This is a genomic window from uncultured Roseibium sp., from assembly GCF_947494555.1.
GTDB lineage: Bacteria > Pseudomonadota > Alphaproteobacteria > Rhizobiales > Stappiaceae > Roseibium.
The window spans coordinates 82,801-100,865 of record NZ_CANLVF010000007.1 but is presented as its reverse complement, the minus strand read 5'-3'; the positions used below and the strand labels follow the sequence as shown (position 1 = coordinate 100,865).

Here is an 18,065-nt window from a genome sequence, read left to right as displayed (position 1 = left end):
TCCGCCTGCCCCAGCGGATCCAGGACCCGCACTTCCCATGACACAGACAGAACAGTTATCCGAAAGTCCCGCTCAAACCGGGCGACTTTATCCGCTTTTGATCGCGGCAGCCTGCCTCTTGGGGGCCAATGGTCTTTCCATGACCATGATTGCGGTGCGCGCAAGGGCGGAGGGGCTTCCCGATACAAGTATCGGCCTGCTCGGTTCGCTCTATTTCGCAGGGCTGATTTCAGGTGTGCTGCTGGCGCCGCACTTGATCGCGAGGGCTGGTCACATTCGTGTCTTTGCGGCGCTGGCCTCCATTAGCGCGATTGCCGTTCTTTCGATTGCCTTTGCACCGGCGGGCTGGCCTTGGATGCTGTCCAGATTTGTCAGTGGAGCCGCGTTTTGCGGCACGGCCATGGTGCTTGAGAGCTGGCTGAATTCCATCGCCTCCAATACGTCTCGGGGCCGCATTCTCTCGATCTACCGGATTGTGGATCTCGGCGCCGTCATGGGCGGACAGTTCATGTTGCCGGTCTTCGGCGCATCGGGTTCCGATATTCTCATGGTTCTTGCGGTGCTGTTCTGTTTTGCAGTCGTGCCGATTTCGCTTGCGCGGGGAGGAAACCCACCCGCGCCTCCGGCACGGCTCGTCAACCCGCTGATGCTCTGGCATGTGTCACCGGTTGCGATTGTCGGGATTTTCACGATAGGCCTGACAAATGGTGCGTTCCGCATGATTGGACCGATCTATGCGGAAAGCATCGGACTGGGCCTGGAGACGGTTGCGGCGTTCATCGCGATCTGGGTTTTTGCCGGCGCGATCTTTCAGTACCCCGCCGGATGGCTTTCGGACCGGATCGACCGCAGGATCATTCTAATTGCCTTCACCGTGGGAGCGGGTGCTGCCTGCCTCTTCATTGCGCGCTCCATGACGCAGACCGACCTGTTTCTGGGTGTCTTTTTCTTCGGTGGTTTCGCGCTTCCGCTTTATTCGCTTTCTGCAGCTCACGGCAACGATCATGCGAAACCCGGGCAGTTTATCGACGTCGCCGCAGGGATCATGCTCGCATTTGGCACTGGCGCGATGATTGGGCCATTTGTGGCGTCTCTTTTGATGGAAACCTTCGGACCTGCTTCATTCTTCGTCTATACCGCGACGTTGCACCTGATGCTGGTCTTTTTCATCATCGTCCGTATGTTCCGCCGCGAAGCGGTGCCTGTTGACAAGCGCCGCCGGTTTGTCTGGCTGCTGCGAACTTCACCGATGATTTACAGGCTGGCGCGGGGGGAAAAATCCGACGAGAACACACCTGCGCCCAAATAAGGCCAAAGACGAGCCTATAAGCGGTGCTTAAATACGCTCCGGCACGTCATAATCTGTTCTCGGAGACTCGCGTGCGCCGGGAAACCTGTCTATAGTCCGCGCCGTTTGCCCCGGTCGACTTGCCGGGGCTTGTCGTGTTTGCACACCGGATACATGCCGGTGCAACAGAATCTGCTTTCAGGAGAGCAAAAAATAGATGGCGAATGTGGTTGTTGTCGGTTCGCAATGGGGTGACGAAGGCAAAGGCAAGATTGTCGACTGGCTGTCGGAACAGGCCGATGTCATCGTAAGGTTCCAGGGCGGGCACAACGCCGGACACACGCTCGTCATTGACGGTGTGAGTTACAAGCTTTCGCTCTTGCCCTCGGGTGTGGCACGACCGGGAAAACTTTCCGTGATCGGCAACGGTGTCGTTCTGGATCCGCATGCTTTGGCAGAGGAAGTGGAACGCCTTGCCGGACAGGGCGTTGTGGTGACACCGGAAACGCTGCGTGTTGCTGAAAACGCCACTCTTATCCTGTCCCTTCACCGCGAACTGGACGCCCTGCGTGAAAACTCCAACAGCGGGACACGGATCGGGACCACGAAGCGGGGCATCGGCCCGGCCTACGAGGACAAGGTCGGCCGCCGCGCGATCCGCCTTATGGACCTAAAGAACCTGACTACGCTGCCGGCGAAAATCGACCGTCTACTCACGCACCACAATGCGCTTCGACGGGGCCTTGGCCAGGACGAGATTTCCGCTCAGGCGATCTATGACGAACTCGCAAGCGTTGCGGACAAGGTGCTGCCCTATATGGACAAGGTCTGGTATATGCTTGACGATTTGCGCCGCCAGGGAAAACGGATCCTCTTTGAAGGCGCGCAAGGTGCATTGCTGGACATCGATCACGGTACCTATCCGTTCGTGACCTCTTCGAACACCGTTGCCGGCCAGGCGACGACGGGCTGCGGCCTGGGACCGGGTTCAGTCGATTTTGTTCTCGGTATTACAAAGGCTTACACGACCCGTGTCGGCGAGGGGCCGTTTCCGACGGAACAGGAAAACGAAGTCGGAGAGTTTCTGGGAACGCGCGGACACGAATTCGGTACGGTAACCGGGCGCCGCAGACGTTGTGGCTGGTTTGACGCGGTTCTGGTACGACAGACCGTCTGCACATCCGGCATCAACGGTATCGCGCTGACCAAGCTGGATGTTCTCGACGGGCTGGATGAAATCAAGATCTGCATCGGCTACGAACTCGATGGCGAACGGATCGACTACCTTCCGGCGTCCCAGGGTGCGCAAGAGCGTGTCGTGCCGATCTACGAATCCTTGCCCGGCTGGAAAGAATCCACTGAAGGTGCCCGCACCTGGGGTGAACTGCCGGCACAGGCGATCAAATATGTGCGTCACGTTGAAGAACTCATTGGTGCGCCGGTAGCGTTGTTGTCGACGAGCCCGGAACGTGATGACACAATTCTTGTGCAGAATCCTTTCCAGGATTGAGATCTGCAGCTGAAAAAGCTCAATATTACGGGGGCAGGGGCGGTTCGCGAATCACGATTCGCCATATGCGTGTTCTTGGACGCAACTTTGCAGTTCGTCCGATTGACTGTGGTAAACATAAGCTGTGCAGGGATTTCTGTTTGGGCAAGCGTGAAGAATTGGCATCTTTCTTCAAAAACTTGCTATAAGCCTGATGTGATTACAAACTTCAGGCCTGCAGACAGATCCCATGCAATTGGCCGGTAGGCAGGAAGATGGCTGATTACTATTCAATCTTGAAGAAAACAATCGCGTCTTTGCCCGAAAGCAATGGTGCTGCCCGTCGAAGTGTTTACAGCCGTGCGCGCAACGCGATCGTCAATCAGCTCAAAGCATATGAACCGCCTCTTTCTCCGTCAGAGATCACTGCGGAGCAGCTCCGGCTCGAAGAAGCTATTCGGAAGGTCGAAGCCGAGGCCGCGCGCGAAAGCCTCGGACTGACACCTGCAGCTGTCGCCGCTGCGCCAGCGGTCGAGGCACCTGATCCGGCTCCGCAGCCGGATGAGCCGCCTGTTGCCGAAGCTTCGGTTGCCGCTGATCCGGTTCCTGATGACACCGCTGTTGACGAAAGCCGCGATTTGCGGCCAACGGATGAAGTGACGCCGGAACCCGCGCCAGAGTCCGCAAGCGAATTTCCCGACGACATCCCTTCGCCCCTTCAGGAAACCCTGACAGAGGCAGAGTCGCTTGGGTCTGCCGCCAATCAGGCCGTTCAACAGGCCAAGGAAGCCGTTGAGCCCGCGGCAAGTGCGGCGCAGGTTGGCTCAGAGCCACGCCAGGAGCCGGTATTCGGTCAGACTGCGCCTTCGGATGACGGATTGTTCGAGGACGAAAACAAGACGGGTGCAGGTGAGGAAGTGCCGGGCTCTGCTCAGGACGCCGCCCCGTCCACCCCGGCGAAAATGCGGGCGAAACGCGAGCGCCCCTCGGCGTCAGACGCTCTGCGCAGCTCTTCTTCCTCAAGTCGCATTGTACCGATCGCGCTCGCGCTCATACTCGTCGTCGCTCTTCTTGGAGCCGGAGCTTACTATTTCCTGCCTTTGGACGACCTGGTCTCCATAAATCGTCAGGACACCGAGCCCGGAACCCCACAAGCCGAGAATACAGTCCCGTCCAACGCTCCGGTAGCGACACCCGACACCGGGCAGGTTTCAGACGATGATTCGAGCTCAAAGAATACGGATCGGCTTCTGGACGACGGAGAAAACGAGGTCATCGCTCCCGATGCACGAACCGTCACCACGACGACAATCAATCCTGAAACAAATGAGCCTGTAACGGCCCCTGCACAGCCGCCGATTACGCCCAATGCTCAGGAGGTTCCGGCCCTCATCCAGCCTGAGACCCCGCAACCCGGTGAGGCCGCGCCGCCTTCGGGTGCGGAAACCAACGCACCGGCTGCAGTGCCGCAGGACAATCTGGCTGCGATTGAGCCTGAAACTGCCACGCAGGAAGACCAGCCTGCAGGGTTGTCAGGTGGTGATGGAGTTGCACAGAGGTCAATCCTCTACGAAGAAGGTGAAGACGCAGGCGGAGCCGGTACCGCTTCCCAGGGAGCCGTTGTCTGGGGTGTTGCTGAAGAAACCAATCTGGACGGACGGCAACAATCCGTTTTGACGGCATCGATCGACATTCCCGAAAGGGATGTCAAAGTCGATATTCGCATCAAGCCGAACGACGATACATCTCTGCCGGCCAGCCATCTCGTCGAGATCAAGTACAATTTCCCCGACAGTTTTGCCGCAGGGGACGTTGTCAATGTTCCCGGCCTGGTCATGAAGCCGACAGAAGAGGCGCGGGGCGACGCACTGATCGGCGCTTCGGTAAAAGTGCAGCCGGGGTTTTTCTGGATCGCCTTGTCCAGCCTGCCGAACGAGCAACAACGCAATCTGGCGCTGTTGAGAGAGCGCGGCTGGATAGACATTCCAATGCTCTACGAGAATGGCAAGCGCGGTATCCTCACGCTCGAAAAGGGTGCTGTCGGAGCGGACGCTGTTGAAAGGGCGGTTTCTGCCTGGCAAGCCGGCTAATTTCCGGGCCCGTGTCGCGTTTGACCAAAAAAGTTGTCGTCGCACAACTTGCCTTTTCTGACCAACCAAGGCATCTTCCGCCTTGGTCCGAGGGGTGTTCCGAATTCCGGAACTGAGATGGCGAACAGCCGAACCCTTAGAACCTGATCCGGGTCATGCCGGCGAAGGGACGGAATCCTTAGCCTATTCCCGGATCTCCATTGTCATTTTCGGCAAGATCAACCGTTGAGCGTTGATTGCGCCAATGGTGCGGTGCATCTGCGTGTATCTGAAAGTGCATGTGATGCTCCGGTCCGGGGACGGGAGATCCTATGCGTTCTGGTCTGCCATGGCGGCAGTCTTTGCAATTGCGAAGACAGTATGCCTCAAAAAGATGTATTTGGGTGCCGTATGCGGCCGGGGGACGTGCATGAAAGCACTGCTCTCCGTTGCATCGAAGTTTCTTTTTTCAGTGCTTGTGGTCTTTGGCGTATGGGCGCTTCTGGTCGCGTTGTTGCAACCGCCCTCGTTCATGCTGCCCGGTCCTCTTGAGGTGATACGGGCTTTCCCGGACAACGCATCCTTTTTGTTGCATCACGCCGGCATTACCGCGTCGGAGACAATTATCGGATTTGCACTTGGGGTCTTGTGCGGCTCGATGCTGGCCGTTGCGGTCTGGCTGTTCCCGCTTGCCGGACGCGTCGTGATGCCAACGATACTGGTGACGCAGGCACTTCCGGTCTTTGCCATCGCACCTGTCCTGGTTTTGTGGCTCGGCTTTGGAATGTCTTCCAAAATCGTCATGACAATTCTGGTGATCTTTTTCACCGTTACCTCTACCGTTTATGACGGACTGCGACGCCTCGATCCCGGCCTGTCCGATCTTGCAAGGCTCTATCGGGTCTCGCGCTTTCAGGAGCTCATAGTCTTTAGGCTTCCCGCAGCGCTGCCGGCGTTCGCCTCTGGCATTCGTGTTGCCGCGGTTTTTGCGCCTATCGGAGCCGTGGTGGGCGAGTGGGCAGGCGCCAAGGGCGGGCTCGCCTTCATCATGCTGCAGGCGAATGCCCGCGGCAACGCCGACGTCCTTTTTGCCGCAGTCATCCTGCTGGCGCTGATGGTGCTGGCCATGCGCTATGCCGTCGAACATCTCACCCGAATTCTTGTTCCCTGGCAGGTCGAAGACTGACCGCCAAATTCTGGAGGATTGAATGAAGAAGACCCTGTTGTCCCTATCCGTTGCAGCCGCATTGATCGCGGGGACACCGGCACATGCCGCCGAAAAACTCACGGTGTTGCTGGACTGGTTCACAAATCCCGACCATGCACCGGTGATCACCGCTCAAACCAAGGGTTTTTTTGAAGCGGAAGGCCTGGAAGTGGAACTGATCGAGCCGGCTGATCCCGCGATGCCGCCAAAGCTGGTTGCGGCCGGCCAGGGGGACATTGCGATTTCCTATCAACCGACACTTCATGCGCATATCGAAGAGGGGCTGCCAGTTGCCTGGATCGGGACACTGGTCGAAACACCGCTGAACTCTCTGATCGTTCTGAAAGACGGGCCGATCAAGGAGTTGAAGGATCTGAAGGGCAAGACAATCGGCTTTTCCGTCTCCGGTTTTGAAGACGCCATGCTTGGCCAGATGCTGCGGTCCGTCGACCTGACGATTGACGACGTGGAACTGATCAATGTGAATTTTGCCTTGTCTCCCGCACTCATGTCGGGCCAGGTGGATGCGGTTATCGGGGCGTATCGCAATTTCGAACTGACCCAGATCGAGATTGAAGGCAAGGAAGGAACCGCATTCTTTCCGGAAGAAAACGGTGTTCCGATTTTCGATGAGTTGATCTACGTCGTGAACAAGGACCAGACCGGTGATCCGCGGTTTGCAAAATTCCTGGCGGCTGTCGAAGCCGCGACGATCTACCTGACCAATCATCCGGACGAAGCCTGGAACGCATTTATCGAGGCGTATCCGCATCTGAATGACGAACTCAACAAACGCGCCTGGACGGACACGCTGCCCCGTTTTGCCAAGCGTCCGGGTGCGCTGGATGAAGGACGTTATCAACGGTTCGCCGAATTCATGGCAGAGGCGGGACTGATCAGCAAAACTGTGCCCGTTGAAACCTATGCTGTCGAAATACGGTAAGAGGTGTGAAGCAGACTGAACACGCAGGTCTTAGTGCCTGAAGATCATTTGCCACCCTTTGAAACCAAAAACGCCGGAGAGGTCTCCGGCGTTTTTTGTTTCAAGCTTTCGCGTTACTGACCTCAGGCTACCGGTTGCTGGTGCTCCTGGGCACGCGCATTGTTGCGAACAGCCTTTTGAACCTTTTCAAAGGCTCGCACTTCGATCTGGCGGACGCGTTCGCGGCTTACGCCGAATTCACCAGACAGATCTTCCAGTGTCATCGGATCTTCCGCCAACCGGCGCGCTTCGAAAATGCGGCGCTCGCGGTCATTGAGAACACTCATCGCGTCGCTCAACAGCTTGCGGCGCATGTCCAGTTCTTCCTGGTTGGCCAGAAGCGTTTCCTGGCTGTCGCTTTCATCGACGAGCCAGTCCTGCCATTCGCCCGCATCGGCTTCGGCCCGCACAGGTGCGTTTAGGCTGGCATCACCGCCAAGACGACGGTTCATGGATATCACTTCTTCTTCGGAAACACCCAGGCGTGTGGCGATCTCCTTGACCTGGTGAGGCTTCAGATCGCCCTCGTCCAGAGCCTGGATCTTGCCTTTGAGGCGACGCAGGTTGAAGAACAGACGTTTCTGGTTTGCCGTGGTCCCCATTTTCACGAGGGACCAGGAACGCAGAATGTATTCCTGAATGGCGGCCTTGATCCACCACATCGCATATGTGGCAAGCCGGAAACCCTTGTCGGGTTCGAAGCGCTTCACGGCCTGCATGAGGCCGACATTTCCTTCCGACACGACTTCGCCGATCGGCAGACCATAGCCGCGGTAACCCATCGCGATTTTCGCGACGAGACGAAGGTGAGAATTTACGAGGCGTTCGGCAGCTGCAGGGTCCTCATGCTCCTTGTAGCGCTTGGCGAGCATGTACTCTTCCTGCGGCTGCAGCATGGGAAACTTACGAATCTCGTCCAGGTATCGGCTAAGTCCGCCTTCCCCGGCTGTGAGAGTAGGTACGTTTTGGGCCATAGCATGCACCCCCTTTCGTTATGTTCACATCCCCCATTCTCCCGTTGCTCCGAAGATTTACGCAAGCAAGTCGTTTGAGAGAAGAGGCGGACGCGGAATCGTGTCCGTTAAGGCACACAAGAAATTCTAATATAGGTTGGAAATTGCCGATTGCATGGCAAGTTTTCAGAAAACCATCCTAAAAAATTTGTAATGCAGACAAAAGATTTGCAAAATCAGCTGGATAGGGGCTTTCGAAACGCAAAGTCTTCCCATTTGCAGGGTGTTCGAAAGCAAGCAATCCGGCGTGAAGTGCCTGTCGGTCGAAGCTGCCGACGACACTTTTCAAAGGCTCTTCAAGACGGTTAATCTTGGTTTTGAAACCTGAGCCATAGTCCCCGTCACCGATCAACGGATGTCCGAAATGGGCCATGTGTACGCGAATTTGATGCGTCCGCCCGGTTTCCAGCCTGCACTCCATCAAAGATGCAAGGGCGGGCTCATCCGCTGGCCCGAACCTGTCCTTGACCTGCCAGTGTGTCACCGCATGTCGCCCACTTGTCTTGACCACAGCCATTTTCTGTCTGTTCGTCTGTGATCTTGCAAGGTTTGCGTCAATTGTCCCCTTCAAATTGGAAGGTGCTCCCCAGACGAGCGCGGCGTATGCGCGCTCCAGCGGTCCGGTGCGGCCGTGGTCGGCAAATTGCGCGGCAAGCCCCTGATGCGCCTGATCCGACTTTGCGACCACCAGCAAGCCGGATGTGTCCTTGTCGATTCTATGCACGATGCCCGGACGTCTGACGCCTCCGATCCCGGACAGGCTGTCGCCGCAATGATGGATAAGGGCGTTCACAAGAGTGCCGGTCCAGTTGCCAGCGCCGGGATGCACCACCAGGCCGGCTGGTTTGTCGACTACAATAAGGTGTTCGTCTTCGTAGACCACCGAAATGGGAATGTCTTCACCCAGGGGTTCAGGGTCTTCCGGTTCAGGAAGAATCAAAACGACGGCATTCCCTTCATTGACCCGGAATTTCGGTTCCACTATTTTCGCGCCGCCGACGGTGACGTCTCCGGCTTTGATGAGGGACTGGATCCTGTTGCGACTAAGCGCATCAACATGCGCCGCCAACACCGCATCGAGCCGCTTTCCGGAATCGCTTGCGTCAATTGTCAATCTGAAATCCGCGTCCAGGTCGGCCGGATATTCATGGGAACTGTTTGTCATGTCACACCCTAATTTCCGGGATGAGGACCAGAATGAACCGCCGCTCGATCCAATGGCAGAGCGTCTTCAGTCAAAGCTGCGCCGTTTGCTGCTCGGATCGTTTCTGATCATGTTTGCCGGTCTGATCGCTGTCTTTGCAGCAATTCTCTACAAGATCAACTCCGGTTCGTCAGAAGTGTCTGCCGACGATTTCGCTTCTACGATCGTCGTTGGCCCCGAAGCGGAGGTGCTGCAGGCAACCGTTTCGGACGGTATCGTTTATGTTCTCGTGCGTGAGGGAAGCAAAACTGCCTTGCTGCGTATCGATCCTTCAACCGGAGTAGAAATCGGCCGGACCGATTTTGTTGCCAGGTAAGGGAGGCCGGCTATCGGTTTCGCCGGATGTTGCGGCCGGTCGTTCCAATCCTGGCGTTGCGAACGCTTGCGCGCCAAATAATGAAAAAAACGCTTGCGTCTTTATCTGTGCGGTTTTATACGCACCATCCTTGGCTTGGAGCAAAGGCCTCCAGGCAGTGCGCGCCCATCGTCTAGCGGTCTAGGACGCCGCCCTTTCACGGCGGAAACACGGGTTCGAGTCCCGTTGGGCGTGCCAATCCAGTTTCATCGATATCACCCCTGGTAACCTGCAGCGCAGCCGTTTGACCATCAATGGATCAAAGGGATGTTATGCCGGCCTGCAATCCCGTTTCGATCAGCTCGACTTCCGCTTCCTTGGCAATTCGGGCAAAACCGGGATCCGGACAATGGTCGGTCACGAAGGTCGTGACCTGAGACAGATGTCCCACCCGGACCGGTGCCGTGCGTTCGAATTTTGTGCTGTCGGCCGCAAGAATGACGTGGCGGGCATTGTCCATGATGGTTTTGGTGACTTTGACTTCACGGTAGTCGTAGTCAAGAAGCGAGCCGTCGGGATCAACCGCCGAAGCGCCGACCACGGCAAAATCAACCTTGAACTGACGCATGAAGTCGACGGCTGCTTCTCCGACAATTCCACCGTCTGAATGCCTTAGCACACCACCCGCTATGACCACTTCTATCTGGGTGTAGCCACGCATCAGGCTTGCGACGTTGATATTGTTCGTGATCACCATCAGGCCCCGATGTTGCAGCAGCGCCTGGGCGACCGCTTCCGTTGTCGTGCCGATGTTTATGAAAATCGACGTGTTGTCGGGGATAAGCGAGGCGACACGAGCGCCGATGTCGGCCTTTTCCTTGCTCGAGATGATCCTGCGGGCTTCGTAGCCGACGTTTTCAATACCCGAAGACAGAAGCGCGCCACCATGTGTTCTGGCGAGCAGACGCCTGTCACAAAGTTCATTCAGGTCTTTTCGGATCGTTTGCGGACTGACATCGAAGCGCTTGGCCAGATCGTCGACACTGACACGTCCCATCTGACGAGCGAGTTCCAGAATGGAATTGTGGCGTTCAATCAGCATCTACAGCAAGCTCGTCAGGTGTCGTTTCATTCACCTAAGTGACCGATCTCTTTTGTTAAGATCAAGCCACATCTTTCTTTTTTTGTTTGCTGGACTTTGTTTTCGCATTGGTCCCAGGGTCAGATCCGGCCTCTGTCTCCGCGGCCGTCTGCTTGGATTCAGCGGGCTTTTCTTCCGGCACACTTTTGCGATTTGAGGCGACGATTCTGCTGACGAGAGCTTCAGCGGCAGATGCAATCTCCGCGGATTTCGGAGCGGCCTCTTCTTTTGGCGTCGCCCTGATTTTGGTGGCTTTCACTCTGATTGAGGCTGGCTTCTTGGGTTTGTCCGCCTGAACCATCACGCGTTGGGTCCGTTTTTTGACCTTGTCGTTGTCAGATGCCGTGTTTGCCAACGGCTCAGTTGCTTTGACCTCATCGCCCGGAGCAGATCCCGGGCCGGCGAGCTTTTCAGCAAGGGCGCGGAATTCCTGCCGCAATTGGACGAGGGCTGGAGTTCCCGCGAGATCCTTCTGAAGTTTTTCGATTTGACCGGCGAACCGGTCCAATGCGCGGTCCTTGCTTGTCAGTTCAGCTTTCTGCTGAACGTTTTCTCTTTTCAGCTCATCGAGTTGCTCTGTCAGAGTGTCATCCTGACTATCAGCCTGACTTTCTGCCTTCAGCCCATCGTTTTCGAGCATAAGCGACAAGCGAGTAACTTCCGCCTGTGCGGTTACGTATTTCGATTCGGTATCGACGAGCTGGGCTTCGAGCCGGGACAGACGCGTCTTTTTTCCGTCCCTTTGATCGGCATCGATTTCGCTGGCAACGGTTGGATCGTACTTCGCCAGCCGCGCCTTCAGCGTGGCGACTTCCGCCTCCAGACCTGTGATGGTTGCAAGTGCCATTGTGTCCGCCGCCGGCAGCCAGTCGTCGTCGCCGTCTTTTTTGGCATCCGTCCCGACGTCCGCGTTGGTGTCAGCCGGTGTTTTCCAGCTTTCAGCGAGCGCTTTTTCGGTTTCCGCGAGTTTTTCTTTCAGGACTTTCACTTCGGCTGTGAGAAGGTCGACCGCTTTTTGATCGCCATGCAAGGAGCCCAGTTTGGATTCCAGATCCGATACCTGCGATTTGTGGGTGCGGCTTATCACGTCGATTTCCGTGCGCAGCCGGGATGCTTCCAGATGATGTTTTGCGGCTTTGGCGCGCTCATCGTCGAGCTGACGTTCCACGCGCCTTAACTCAATTGCGTGACGGGCTCTCGCCTGGTCTTGCGCCGCCCTGACTTCAGCGTAGCTGGACGGGTTCACCGCGCGAAGGGCTTCTTCGGTCAGCCGGGCGGCCCTGCGGTAAAAGGCAGGCAGAATTGCAAGGCCGATCAGACCCGCCGTGCAAAACCCCAGTGCAACATACATTACCGCTTCAATCACATCATGTTCCCGGTCGTTCTCCCAAGTCCATTCATAATCATTAGACGACACAAGGCTTCCCGCCAAGAGCGGTCACCCCTCGTGTTCCCACGGACATTGCGCCGCGGGTCGCGGCAACGGGTCGGGATCAGAACGGATTCCAGGTCGGTTTGGACGTGAACTTCAGGTAACCCATGTTCAGACCGAGACGTGCGCCAACGCCAGCTTTCACGGGAACGAGGACCGTTTCGTTTCTGAGAAGAACAGTCATCCCGGCACCGCCAACCAGATAGGCAGACCCGTTGACACCCGCAAAGCGATCGTAAATCGAGTCAACGTTCGGCAGGCTGTAGACCAGCATCATCACCCGTGCGCCATCCGCGCCAAAATCCCATCCAAGGGACGGACCCTGCCAGAAGACCTTATGGTTGCCTGCGTTGCGCGTGTAGAGGTGACCTTCGCCATAACGCGCACCCGCAACGAATGCACCCGATCCCTCCTCTCCCAGAATATAGCCGTTCGGTTCGCCGTATCTGGAAAAGGCGCGTTCGATGACGGAGGCAAGGCCGCCGGAGACAGAACCGAAAAACTCGTGCCCGGTTTTCAGTATCTCGTCTTCATCGTAGGTCTGGGCACTGTCGATCGGCGCCGCACCGGATGTTTGAGCCACGGCGAAATGCGGTACGGCAATCAGACAAAAGCAAAAAAACGCAGCTTTCAACAGGGATGCTACTCGCCAGTCTCTTTTTGCCATTAATTGGGACTCCTCATCATCTGCCGGATGAGGCGCATTGTTTTAAAGTGCCTCAGCCCGTACGCTGGAACGCAATAGAATCAAACTGATTCGTGCAAGCCTCGGTACTCTACATAGCCGAATCGATGAAAAGCTGGCCCGAAAAAAAGACCTGGATGTGGCTTTCCGTAACGTTGTCCGCACTTCTGTGTGTTTTTGCAGGTGTTGGGAACGCGCGTCCCCAGCTTTTTGTCCCTGATCCGATCACTGGCTATGCAATCGGAGGGAACGACCCGGTCAGCTACTTCGTGGACCGGCGACCGCGCAAAGGCGATCGGCGGCACGAGCTTACATGGGGCGGTGCGGAATGGGTCTTCGTCAATGAAGGCAACCGGGCCGCATTCGAGCGCAATCCCGAGACCTACGCACCGATGTTTGCAGGCTGCGGCGGCTTTGCGCTGTCGGAAGGATTTGCCACCGCCGGCAGTCCCTTCATCTACGCGGTGGTGGAGGGACGGCTTGTGTTCTTCCATTCCCTCGTGAACCGGTTTTTGTTTGTGGTCAACGGAAGCCAACTCGTCAAAGATGCGAAAGCCAATGCATCGGGAGTCGGCTGTATCCCGGAGTCCTAGGGTCCGTTTGTCCGAAACGCGCCCAATCCCGCCAATTATTCCAAAAAATAGCAACTTTCATCTGGATGATTTGGATTGCGCCCCGGCCCGATCTTGGCAGCGCCTTGGAGGATGTGTAACGGTTTTACAAATTTCTGCGAATCAGATCCTTGCTTAGACCCATAGAAGAGCCTGCACCGCCATGTCTGCACTTAAAGAGCTTTCCTCCATGGACCTCGCCGCCTTGGTTGCCAGCCGTGTCTGCCATGACATCATCAGTCCGGTGGGCGCAATCACGAACGGCCTTGAAGTCCTCGACGAAGAAGGTTCGGAGGACATGCGCGACTTCGCCATGGATCTCATCCGCAAGAGCGCACGGCAGGCATCAGCCAAGCTTCAATTCGCACGTCTGGCTTTCGGAGCTGCCGGATCCGCGGGCGCAGAGATAGATCTCGGCGATGCGCAAATTGTTGCCGCCGGATTTATGGAAAACGAAAAATCCGATTTAATTTGGCAAGTTTCCCGGCATCTGATGCCGAAAAACTATGTAAAGCTTCTTCTTAATCTTATTCTCATTGCCAATCAGTGCGTCCCGCGCGGCGGCGAAATCAAGGTCGAGATGGAAGGAGATCCGCAGTCTCCGTCCTTTACACTCGCTGCAAGCGGTCTCAATCCGCGCATCCCCTTGGGAATGAAGGAAACTCTGGACGGTGAAGAGCCTGAAAGGGTTGATGCGCACTCGGTTCAGCCGATCTACACGTTGCTTTTGGCGCGTGAATCCAACATGGTATTAACAATAGATAAACAAGATGAATTGGTAAAAATTACGGCCCTTCCCAAGGTCTAATCCGGCAAAATAAAAGTCTCTCTCCGTTTCAGCGTATCTTAACTCTTTGAGGTCAACCTACTCTCATGGACTTTCGGTCCAGACATCCGTTTCAGGATGCGGAACCAGTAACAAGTCGGGTGAGAGCAGGCCATGGACGACCTCCTCAGGGAATTCATTACCGAGACGAATGAGAGTCTCGATGTTGTTGACGTTGAACTTGTAAAGTTCGAGCAGGAACCCAACAACGCCACCATTTTGGATAATATCTTCCGTTTGGTGCATACGATTAAAGGGACTTGCGGCTTTTTGGGCCTTCCCCGGCTTGAAGGCATTGCGCATGCGGCCGAAACCCTTATGGGCAAGTTCCGGGACGGAGCACCCGTCACGCAGGAAGCGGTTTCGCTCATCCTTATTTCCATCGATCAGATCAAGGACATCCTTGGCGAACTCGAGGCTGCCGAAGGTGAGGAACCTGAGGGCGACGACAGCGAGTTGATCGGCAATCTTGAAGAAATGTCCGCCAAAGCCGATGTTGCGATGGCCGGCGGTGGTGCCGAAGAGGCTGAAGCGCCGCAGGAAGAGCCCGAGGCAGCGGAAGCCGAAGCAGAAGAAGACGATGGTCAGACGCTGGAGCGTCCGTTGAGACCCGGCGAAGTCTCCCTCGATGAACTGGAGCGAGCGTTCCAGGAAACCGAGATCGAGGTGGAGATCGCAGACGAAGCCGTTGCGGAAGTCGAAGAGGCTGCCGAGGAAGCGGAAGAACCCGTTTCGGCACCGGCAGCAGCCAAAGCCGAAGCCAAGCCCGAGCCGAAAAAAGCTGCAGCTGCAAAGAAAGCAGGCGGCGATGGCGGTGAGAAGAAGGCCGCGGGCGGCGGGGTCTCCAACCAGAGCATCCGCGTTGCAGTCGACACGCTCGAGCATCTTATGACCATGGTGTCCGAGCTTGTGCTGACGCGCAACCAGCTCCTGGAGATCGTCCGGCGCCACGAAGACAGCGAATTCAAGGTTCCGCTGCAACGCCTGTCCAACGTGACTGCAGAGCTGCAGGAAGGTGTCATGGCGACCCGGATGCAGCCGATCGGCAACGCCTGGCAGAAGCTGCCGCGTATTGTTCGTGACCTTAGCCAGGAACTCGAGAAGCCGATTGATCTGGAAATGATCGGCGCCGATACCGAACTAGACCGTCAGGTCCTTGAGATGATCAAGGATCCGCTGACGCACATGGTTCGCAACTCCGCCGACCATGGCCTCGAACGGCCTGAAGAGCGGCGCGCTGCCGGTAAACCTGAAAAAGGCATTATCACCCTCGCTGCTTACCATGAGGGTGGCCATATCATCATCGAAGTCCGCGACGACGGTAAGGGCATCGATGTCGAGAAGGTGAAGGCCAAGGTTCTCGAGCGCGGTCTTGCGACGGAAGCCGAATTCGAGAAGATGACGGATTCCCAGATCCACAAGTTCATTTTCGCCGCCGGGTTCTCTACTGCTGCCGAAGTCACCAGCGTTTCCGGACGCGGCGTCGGCATGGACGTTGTGCGCAACAACATCGAATTGATCGGCGGTACCGTCGACTTGCGCTCTACGACCGGCAAAGGCTCCAGCTTCATCATCAAGATACCGTTGACGCTTGCCATCGTATCGACCCTGATCGTTGAAGCGGGCGGTGACCGGTTTGCCATTCCGCAGTTGTCAGTTGTGGAACTTGTCCGCGTCCAGAAGAACTCCGAACACCGCATCGAGCGGATCAAGGACACGCCTGTCCTCAGATTGCGCAACAAACTGTTGCCGCTGGTGCATTTGTCCCAGTTGCTCGGGATCTATGAAGGCGAAGATGCCGACCAGGCAATCGATGCCGACAATGGATTTATTGTCGTCATGCAGGTGGGTAGCCAGACATTCGGTGTCGTGGTCGACGGCGTCTTCCATACGGAAGAAATTGTGGTCAAGCCGATGTCGACCATGTTGCGCAACCTCAACATGTTCTCCGGCAACACCATCCTGGGCGACGGCTCGGTCATCATGATCATCGATCCGAACGGAATCGCGGGTGCAATGGCAAGCCATGCATCCAGCTCGGTTGCAGAGTCCGAGGAAGACGAGCGGGAGGATGTGCAGCGCAAGGCAATGTCCGGACAAGATTCGATTTCCCTCCTGCTTTTCCGCGCCGGTGCACCGGAACCGAAGGCAGTGCCGCTTTCGCTGGTCACCCGCCTGGAAGAATTCGAAGTCTCCAAGATCGAACGTTCGAACGGCAGGGATCTCGTCCAGTATCGCGGTGCACTTATGCCGTTGGTCTACGTCAACGACGGCGATTGCCACAAGTCGGAAGGAACCCAGCCAATGCTGGTATTCTCCGATGCCGGACGGTCGATGGGTCTCGTGGTCGACGAAATCGTCGATATCGTCGAGGACCGCATGAATATCGAGGTCGGATCGGAGCGTCCCGGCGTTCTCGGATCGGCGGTCGTCAAGGACAAAGCCACCGAAATCATCGATCTCGGATACTATCTCCCGCAAGCCTTTGAAGACTGGTTCATGCGCAAGGAGATGGATATCGAAGCCTTGACGAAGAAAGTGCTCTTTGTCGACGACAGTGCCTTCTTCCGGAACATGCTGACGCCGGTCCTCAAGGCCGCAGGCTATGACGTCACAACCTGCACCGGACCTCAACAGGCGTTCGAACTGCTGGAAAACGGCGACAAGTTCCACGCTGTCGTCAGTGATATCGAAATGCCGGAAATCAACGGGTTCGAGTTCTGCGAATCATTGCGGCGCGATCCGCGCTTCCGCAATACGCCGATACTCGCCCTGTCGTCGCTGGTGACCCCGGCTTCGATCGAGCGCGGGCGTCAAGCCGGCTTCGACGACTATGTCGCCAAGTTTGACCGCCCAGGCCTGATCGCAGCCCTGAAAGATGTCTTCTCCAATGAACTGGGAGCAGCAGCATGAGTGTGTTGGAACACAATCTCAATGCGGAGGCCGACGCGAATTCCGCCAGCGACATGATCCAGTATGTGACCGTCGTTATCGGAGGACAGCTTTTCGGGCTGCCCATCTCGCAAGTCCATGATGTTTTCGTTCCCGAAAGCGTCACTCGGGTGCCCATGTCTGCTCCGGAAGTTCAGGGCGTGTTGAACCTGCGCGGACGCATCGTAACGGCGATCAACATGCGCCGGCGGCTGCATCTTCCGCCGCTCGAAGACGAGCAGATGATGGCTGTCGGGATCGAGTACAAGCAGGAAAGCTACGGGCTTGTCATCGACACCGTCGGTGAAGTGCTGACGTTGACTGCTGCTTCCGCAGAAACGAACCCGTCGAACCTGGATCGCCGCTGGGCTGAAATCTCCGGCGGTGTTCACCGCCTTGACGGCCAGTTGATGGTCATTCTGGATGTCGACCGGCTCCTCGGATCTTTGTTCACCGAACCGATGGCAGCAGCGTAACGGCCATATGGCCAACGAGTGGAGTAACAGGTGATGAAACAGTGCCTTGTAGTCGATGACTCGAGCGTCATTCGTAAGGTGGCACGCCGGATCCTCGAGGACATGAGCTTCGAAATCACGGAAGCCGAGGACGGGCAGCAGGCACTGGATGCCTGCCGGAAGACGATGCCGGACGCCATTCTTCTCGATTGGAACATGCCGGTCATGGATGGTCTGGAATTTCTGACCAGCCTCAGGGCAGAAGAAGGCGGAGAAAATCCGATCGTGGTGTTCTGCACGACGGAAAATGACGTCGCTCATATAGCGCGGGCCATCCGCGCCGGCGCAAACGAATACATCATGAAACCGTTCGACAGGGAAATCGTCGAAGCCAAGTTTCAGGAAGTCGGTCTTATCTAGTTTCGAGTTGGACAGTC

Annotated in this window: 16 protein-coding genes, 1 tRNA gene and 1 riboswitch; of the genes, 12 read left to right on the top strand and 5 right to left on the bottom strand. The window is 56.6% G+C overall.

Features of this window, described 5'->3' with window-relative positions; genetic code table 11:
• Positions 1-37: 37 nt before the first annotated feature.
• From Q0915_RS27760 to Q0915_RS27740, 5 genes are all read left to right on the top strand, one after another.
• Complete coding sequence (locus Q0915_RS27760; protein WP_299483206.1) at positions 38-1,309, top strand: MFS transporter; 1,272 nt, start codon at positions 38-40, stop codon at positions 1,307-1,309.
• A gap of 196 nt (positions 1,310-1,505) precedes the next feature.
• Positions 1,506-2,798 carry an adenylosuccinate synthase gene (locus Q0915_RS27755; RefSeq protein WP_299483208.1) on the top strand — a complete coding sequence of 431 codons (1,293 nt, stop codon included), beginning with the start codon at positions 1,506-1,508 and terminating at the stop codon, positions 2,796-2,798.
• Between the two features lie 254 nt (positions 2,799-3,052).
• The gene (locus Q0915_RS27750) at positions 3,053-4,867 is read left to right on the top strand and encodes a hypothetical protein (RefSeq protein ID WP_299483211.1); all 1,815 of its coding nucleotides are present in this window, start codon (positions 3,053-3,055) and stop codon (positions 4,865-4,867) included.
• Between the two features lie 80 nt (positions 4,868-4,947).
• Positions 4,948-5,054, top strand: a riboswitch (TPP riboswitch).
• Between the two features lie 222 nt (positions 5,055-5,276).
• Positions 5,277-6,032 carry an ABC transporter permease gene (locus Q0915_RS27745; protein WP_299483214.1) on the top strand — a complete coding sequence of 252 codons (756 nt, stop codon included), beginning with the start codon at positions 5,277-5,279 and terminating at the stop codon, positions 6,030-6,032.
• A 22-nt stretch (positions 6,033-6,054) separates the two neighbouring features.
• On the top strand, positions 6,055-6,996 hold the full coding sequence (locus tag Q0915_RS27740) for an ABC transporter substrate-binding protein (RefSeq protein WP_299483217.1): 942 nt from the start codon (positions 6,055-6,057) through the stop codon (positions 6,994-6,996).
• 122 nt (positions 6,997-7,118) lie between these two features.
• Here Q0915_RS27740 and rpoH read toward each other — a convergent pair whose 3' ends face one another.
• Both rpoH and Q0915_RS27730 read right to left on the bottom strand, forming a co-directional pair.
• Entirely contained in the window at positions 7,119-8,009 is an 891-nt protein-coding gene (gene rpoH, locus Q0915_RS27735; RefSeq protein ID WP_299483220.1) for an RNA polymerase sigma factor RpoH, read from the bottom strand.
• A gap of 178 nt (positions 8,010-8,187) precedes the next feature.
• Entirely contained in the window at positions 8,188-9,213 is a 1,026-nt protein-coding gene (locus Q0915_RS27730) for an RluA family pseudouridine synthase (protein ID WP_299483223.1), read from the bottom strand.
• Here Q0915_RS27730 and Q0915_RS27725 point away from each other — a divergent pair.
• Positions 9,212-9,568 (top strand): hypothetical protein, encoded by a 357-nt coding sequence (locus Q0915_RS27725; protein ID WP_299483226.1) that lies wholly within the window; start codon positions 9,212-9,214, stop codon positions 9,566-9,568. The two genes, Q0915_RS27730 and Q0915_RS27725, sit on opposite strands and share 2 nt — an antisense overlap.
• Positions 9,569-9,729: 161 nt before the next feature.
• A tRNA-Glu gene (locus Q0915_RS27720) sits at positions 9,730-9,805 on the top strand.
• A gap of 61 nt (positions 9,806-9,866) precedes the next feature.
• Here the strand turns inward: Q0915_RS27720 and Q0915_RS27715 are convergent.
• From Q0915_RS27715 to Q0915_RS27705, 3 genes are all read right to left on the bottom strand, one after another.
• Entirely contained in the window at positions 9,867-10,649 is a 783-nt protein-coding gene (locus Q0915_RS27715; protein WP_299483229.1) for a DeoR/GlpR family DNA-binding transcription regulator, read from the bottom strand.
• 61 nt (positions 10,650-10,710) lie between these two features.
• Positions 10,711-12,105 carry a hypothetical protein gene (locus Q0915_RS27710; protein ID WP_299483232.1) on the bottom strand — a complete coding sequence of 465 codons (1,395 nt, stop codon included), beginning with the start codon at positions 12,103-12,105 and terminating at the stop codon, positions 10,711-10,713.
• Between the two features lie 76 nt (positions 12,106-12,181).
• Positions 12,182-12,787: a DUF1134 domain-containing protein gene (locus Q0915_RS27705; RefSeq protein WP_299483234.1), complete on the bottom strand. Its 606-nt coding sequence runs from the start codon at positions 12,785-12,787 to the stop codon at positions 12,182-12,184.
• Between the two features lie 125 nt (positions 12,788-12,912).
• Between Q0915_RS27705 and Q0915_RS27700 the strand changes: the two genes are divergently transcribed.
• The 5 genes from Q0915_RS27700 to Q0915_RS27680 all read left to right on the top strand — a co-directional run bounded on the left by Q0915_RS27700 (position 12,913) and on the right by Q0915_RS27680 (position 18,048).
• Positions 12,913-13,398: a YHS domain-containing (seleno)protein gene (locus tag Q0915_RS27700; RefSeq protein WP_299483237.1), complete on the top strand. Its 486-nt coding sequence runs from the start codon at positions 12,913-12,915 to the stop codon at positions 13,396-13,398.
• 181 nt (positions 13,399-13,579) lie between these two features.
• Positions 13,580-14,224, top strand: a complete 645-nt coding sequence (gene chpT / locus Q0915_RS27695) for a histidine phosphotransferase ChpT (RefSeq protein ID WP_299483239.1) — start codon at positions 13,580-13,582, stop codon at positions 14,222-14,224.
• Between the two features lie 132 nt (positions 14,225-14,356).
• Positions 14,357-17,155, top strand: coding sequence for a hybrid sensor histidine kinase/response regulator (locus tag Q0915_RS27690; protein ID WP_299483240.1), 2,799 nt, complete (start codon positions 14,357-14,359; stop codon positions 17,153-17,155).
• On the top strand, positions 17,152-17,649 hold the full coding sequence (locus tag Q0915_RS27685) for a chemotaxis protein CheW (RefSeq protein WP_299483241.1): 498 nt from the start codon (positions 17,152-17,154) through the stop codon (positions 17,647-17,649). The genes Q0915_RS27690 and Q0915_RS27685 overlap by 4 nt, the downstream gene beginning before the upstream one ends.
• A gap of 33 nt (positions 17,650-17,682) precedes the next feature.
• A complete protein-coding gene (locus Q0915_RS27680) occupies positions 17,683-18,048 on the top strand; it encodes a response regulator (protein WP_299483244.1) in 366 nt (121 codons plus the stop codon).
• Positions 18,049-18,065 lie beyond the last annotated feature (17 nt).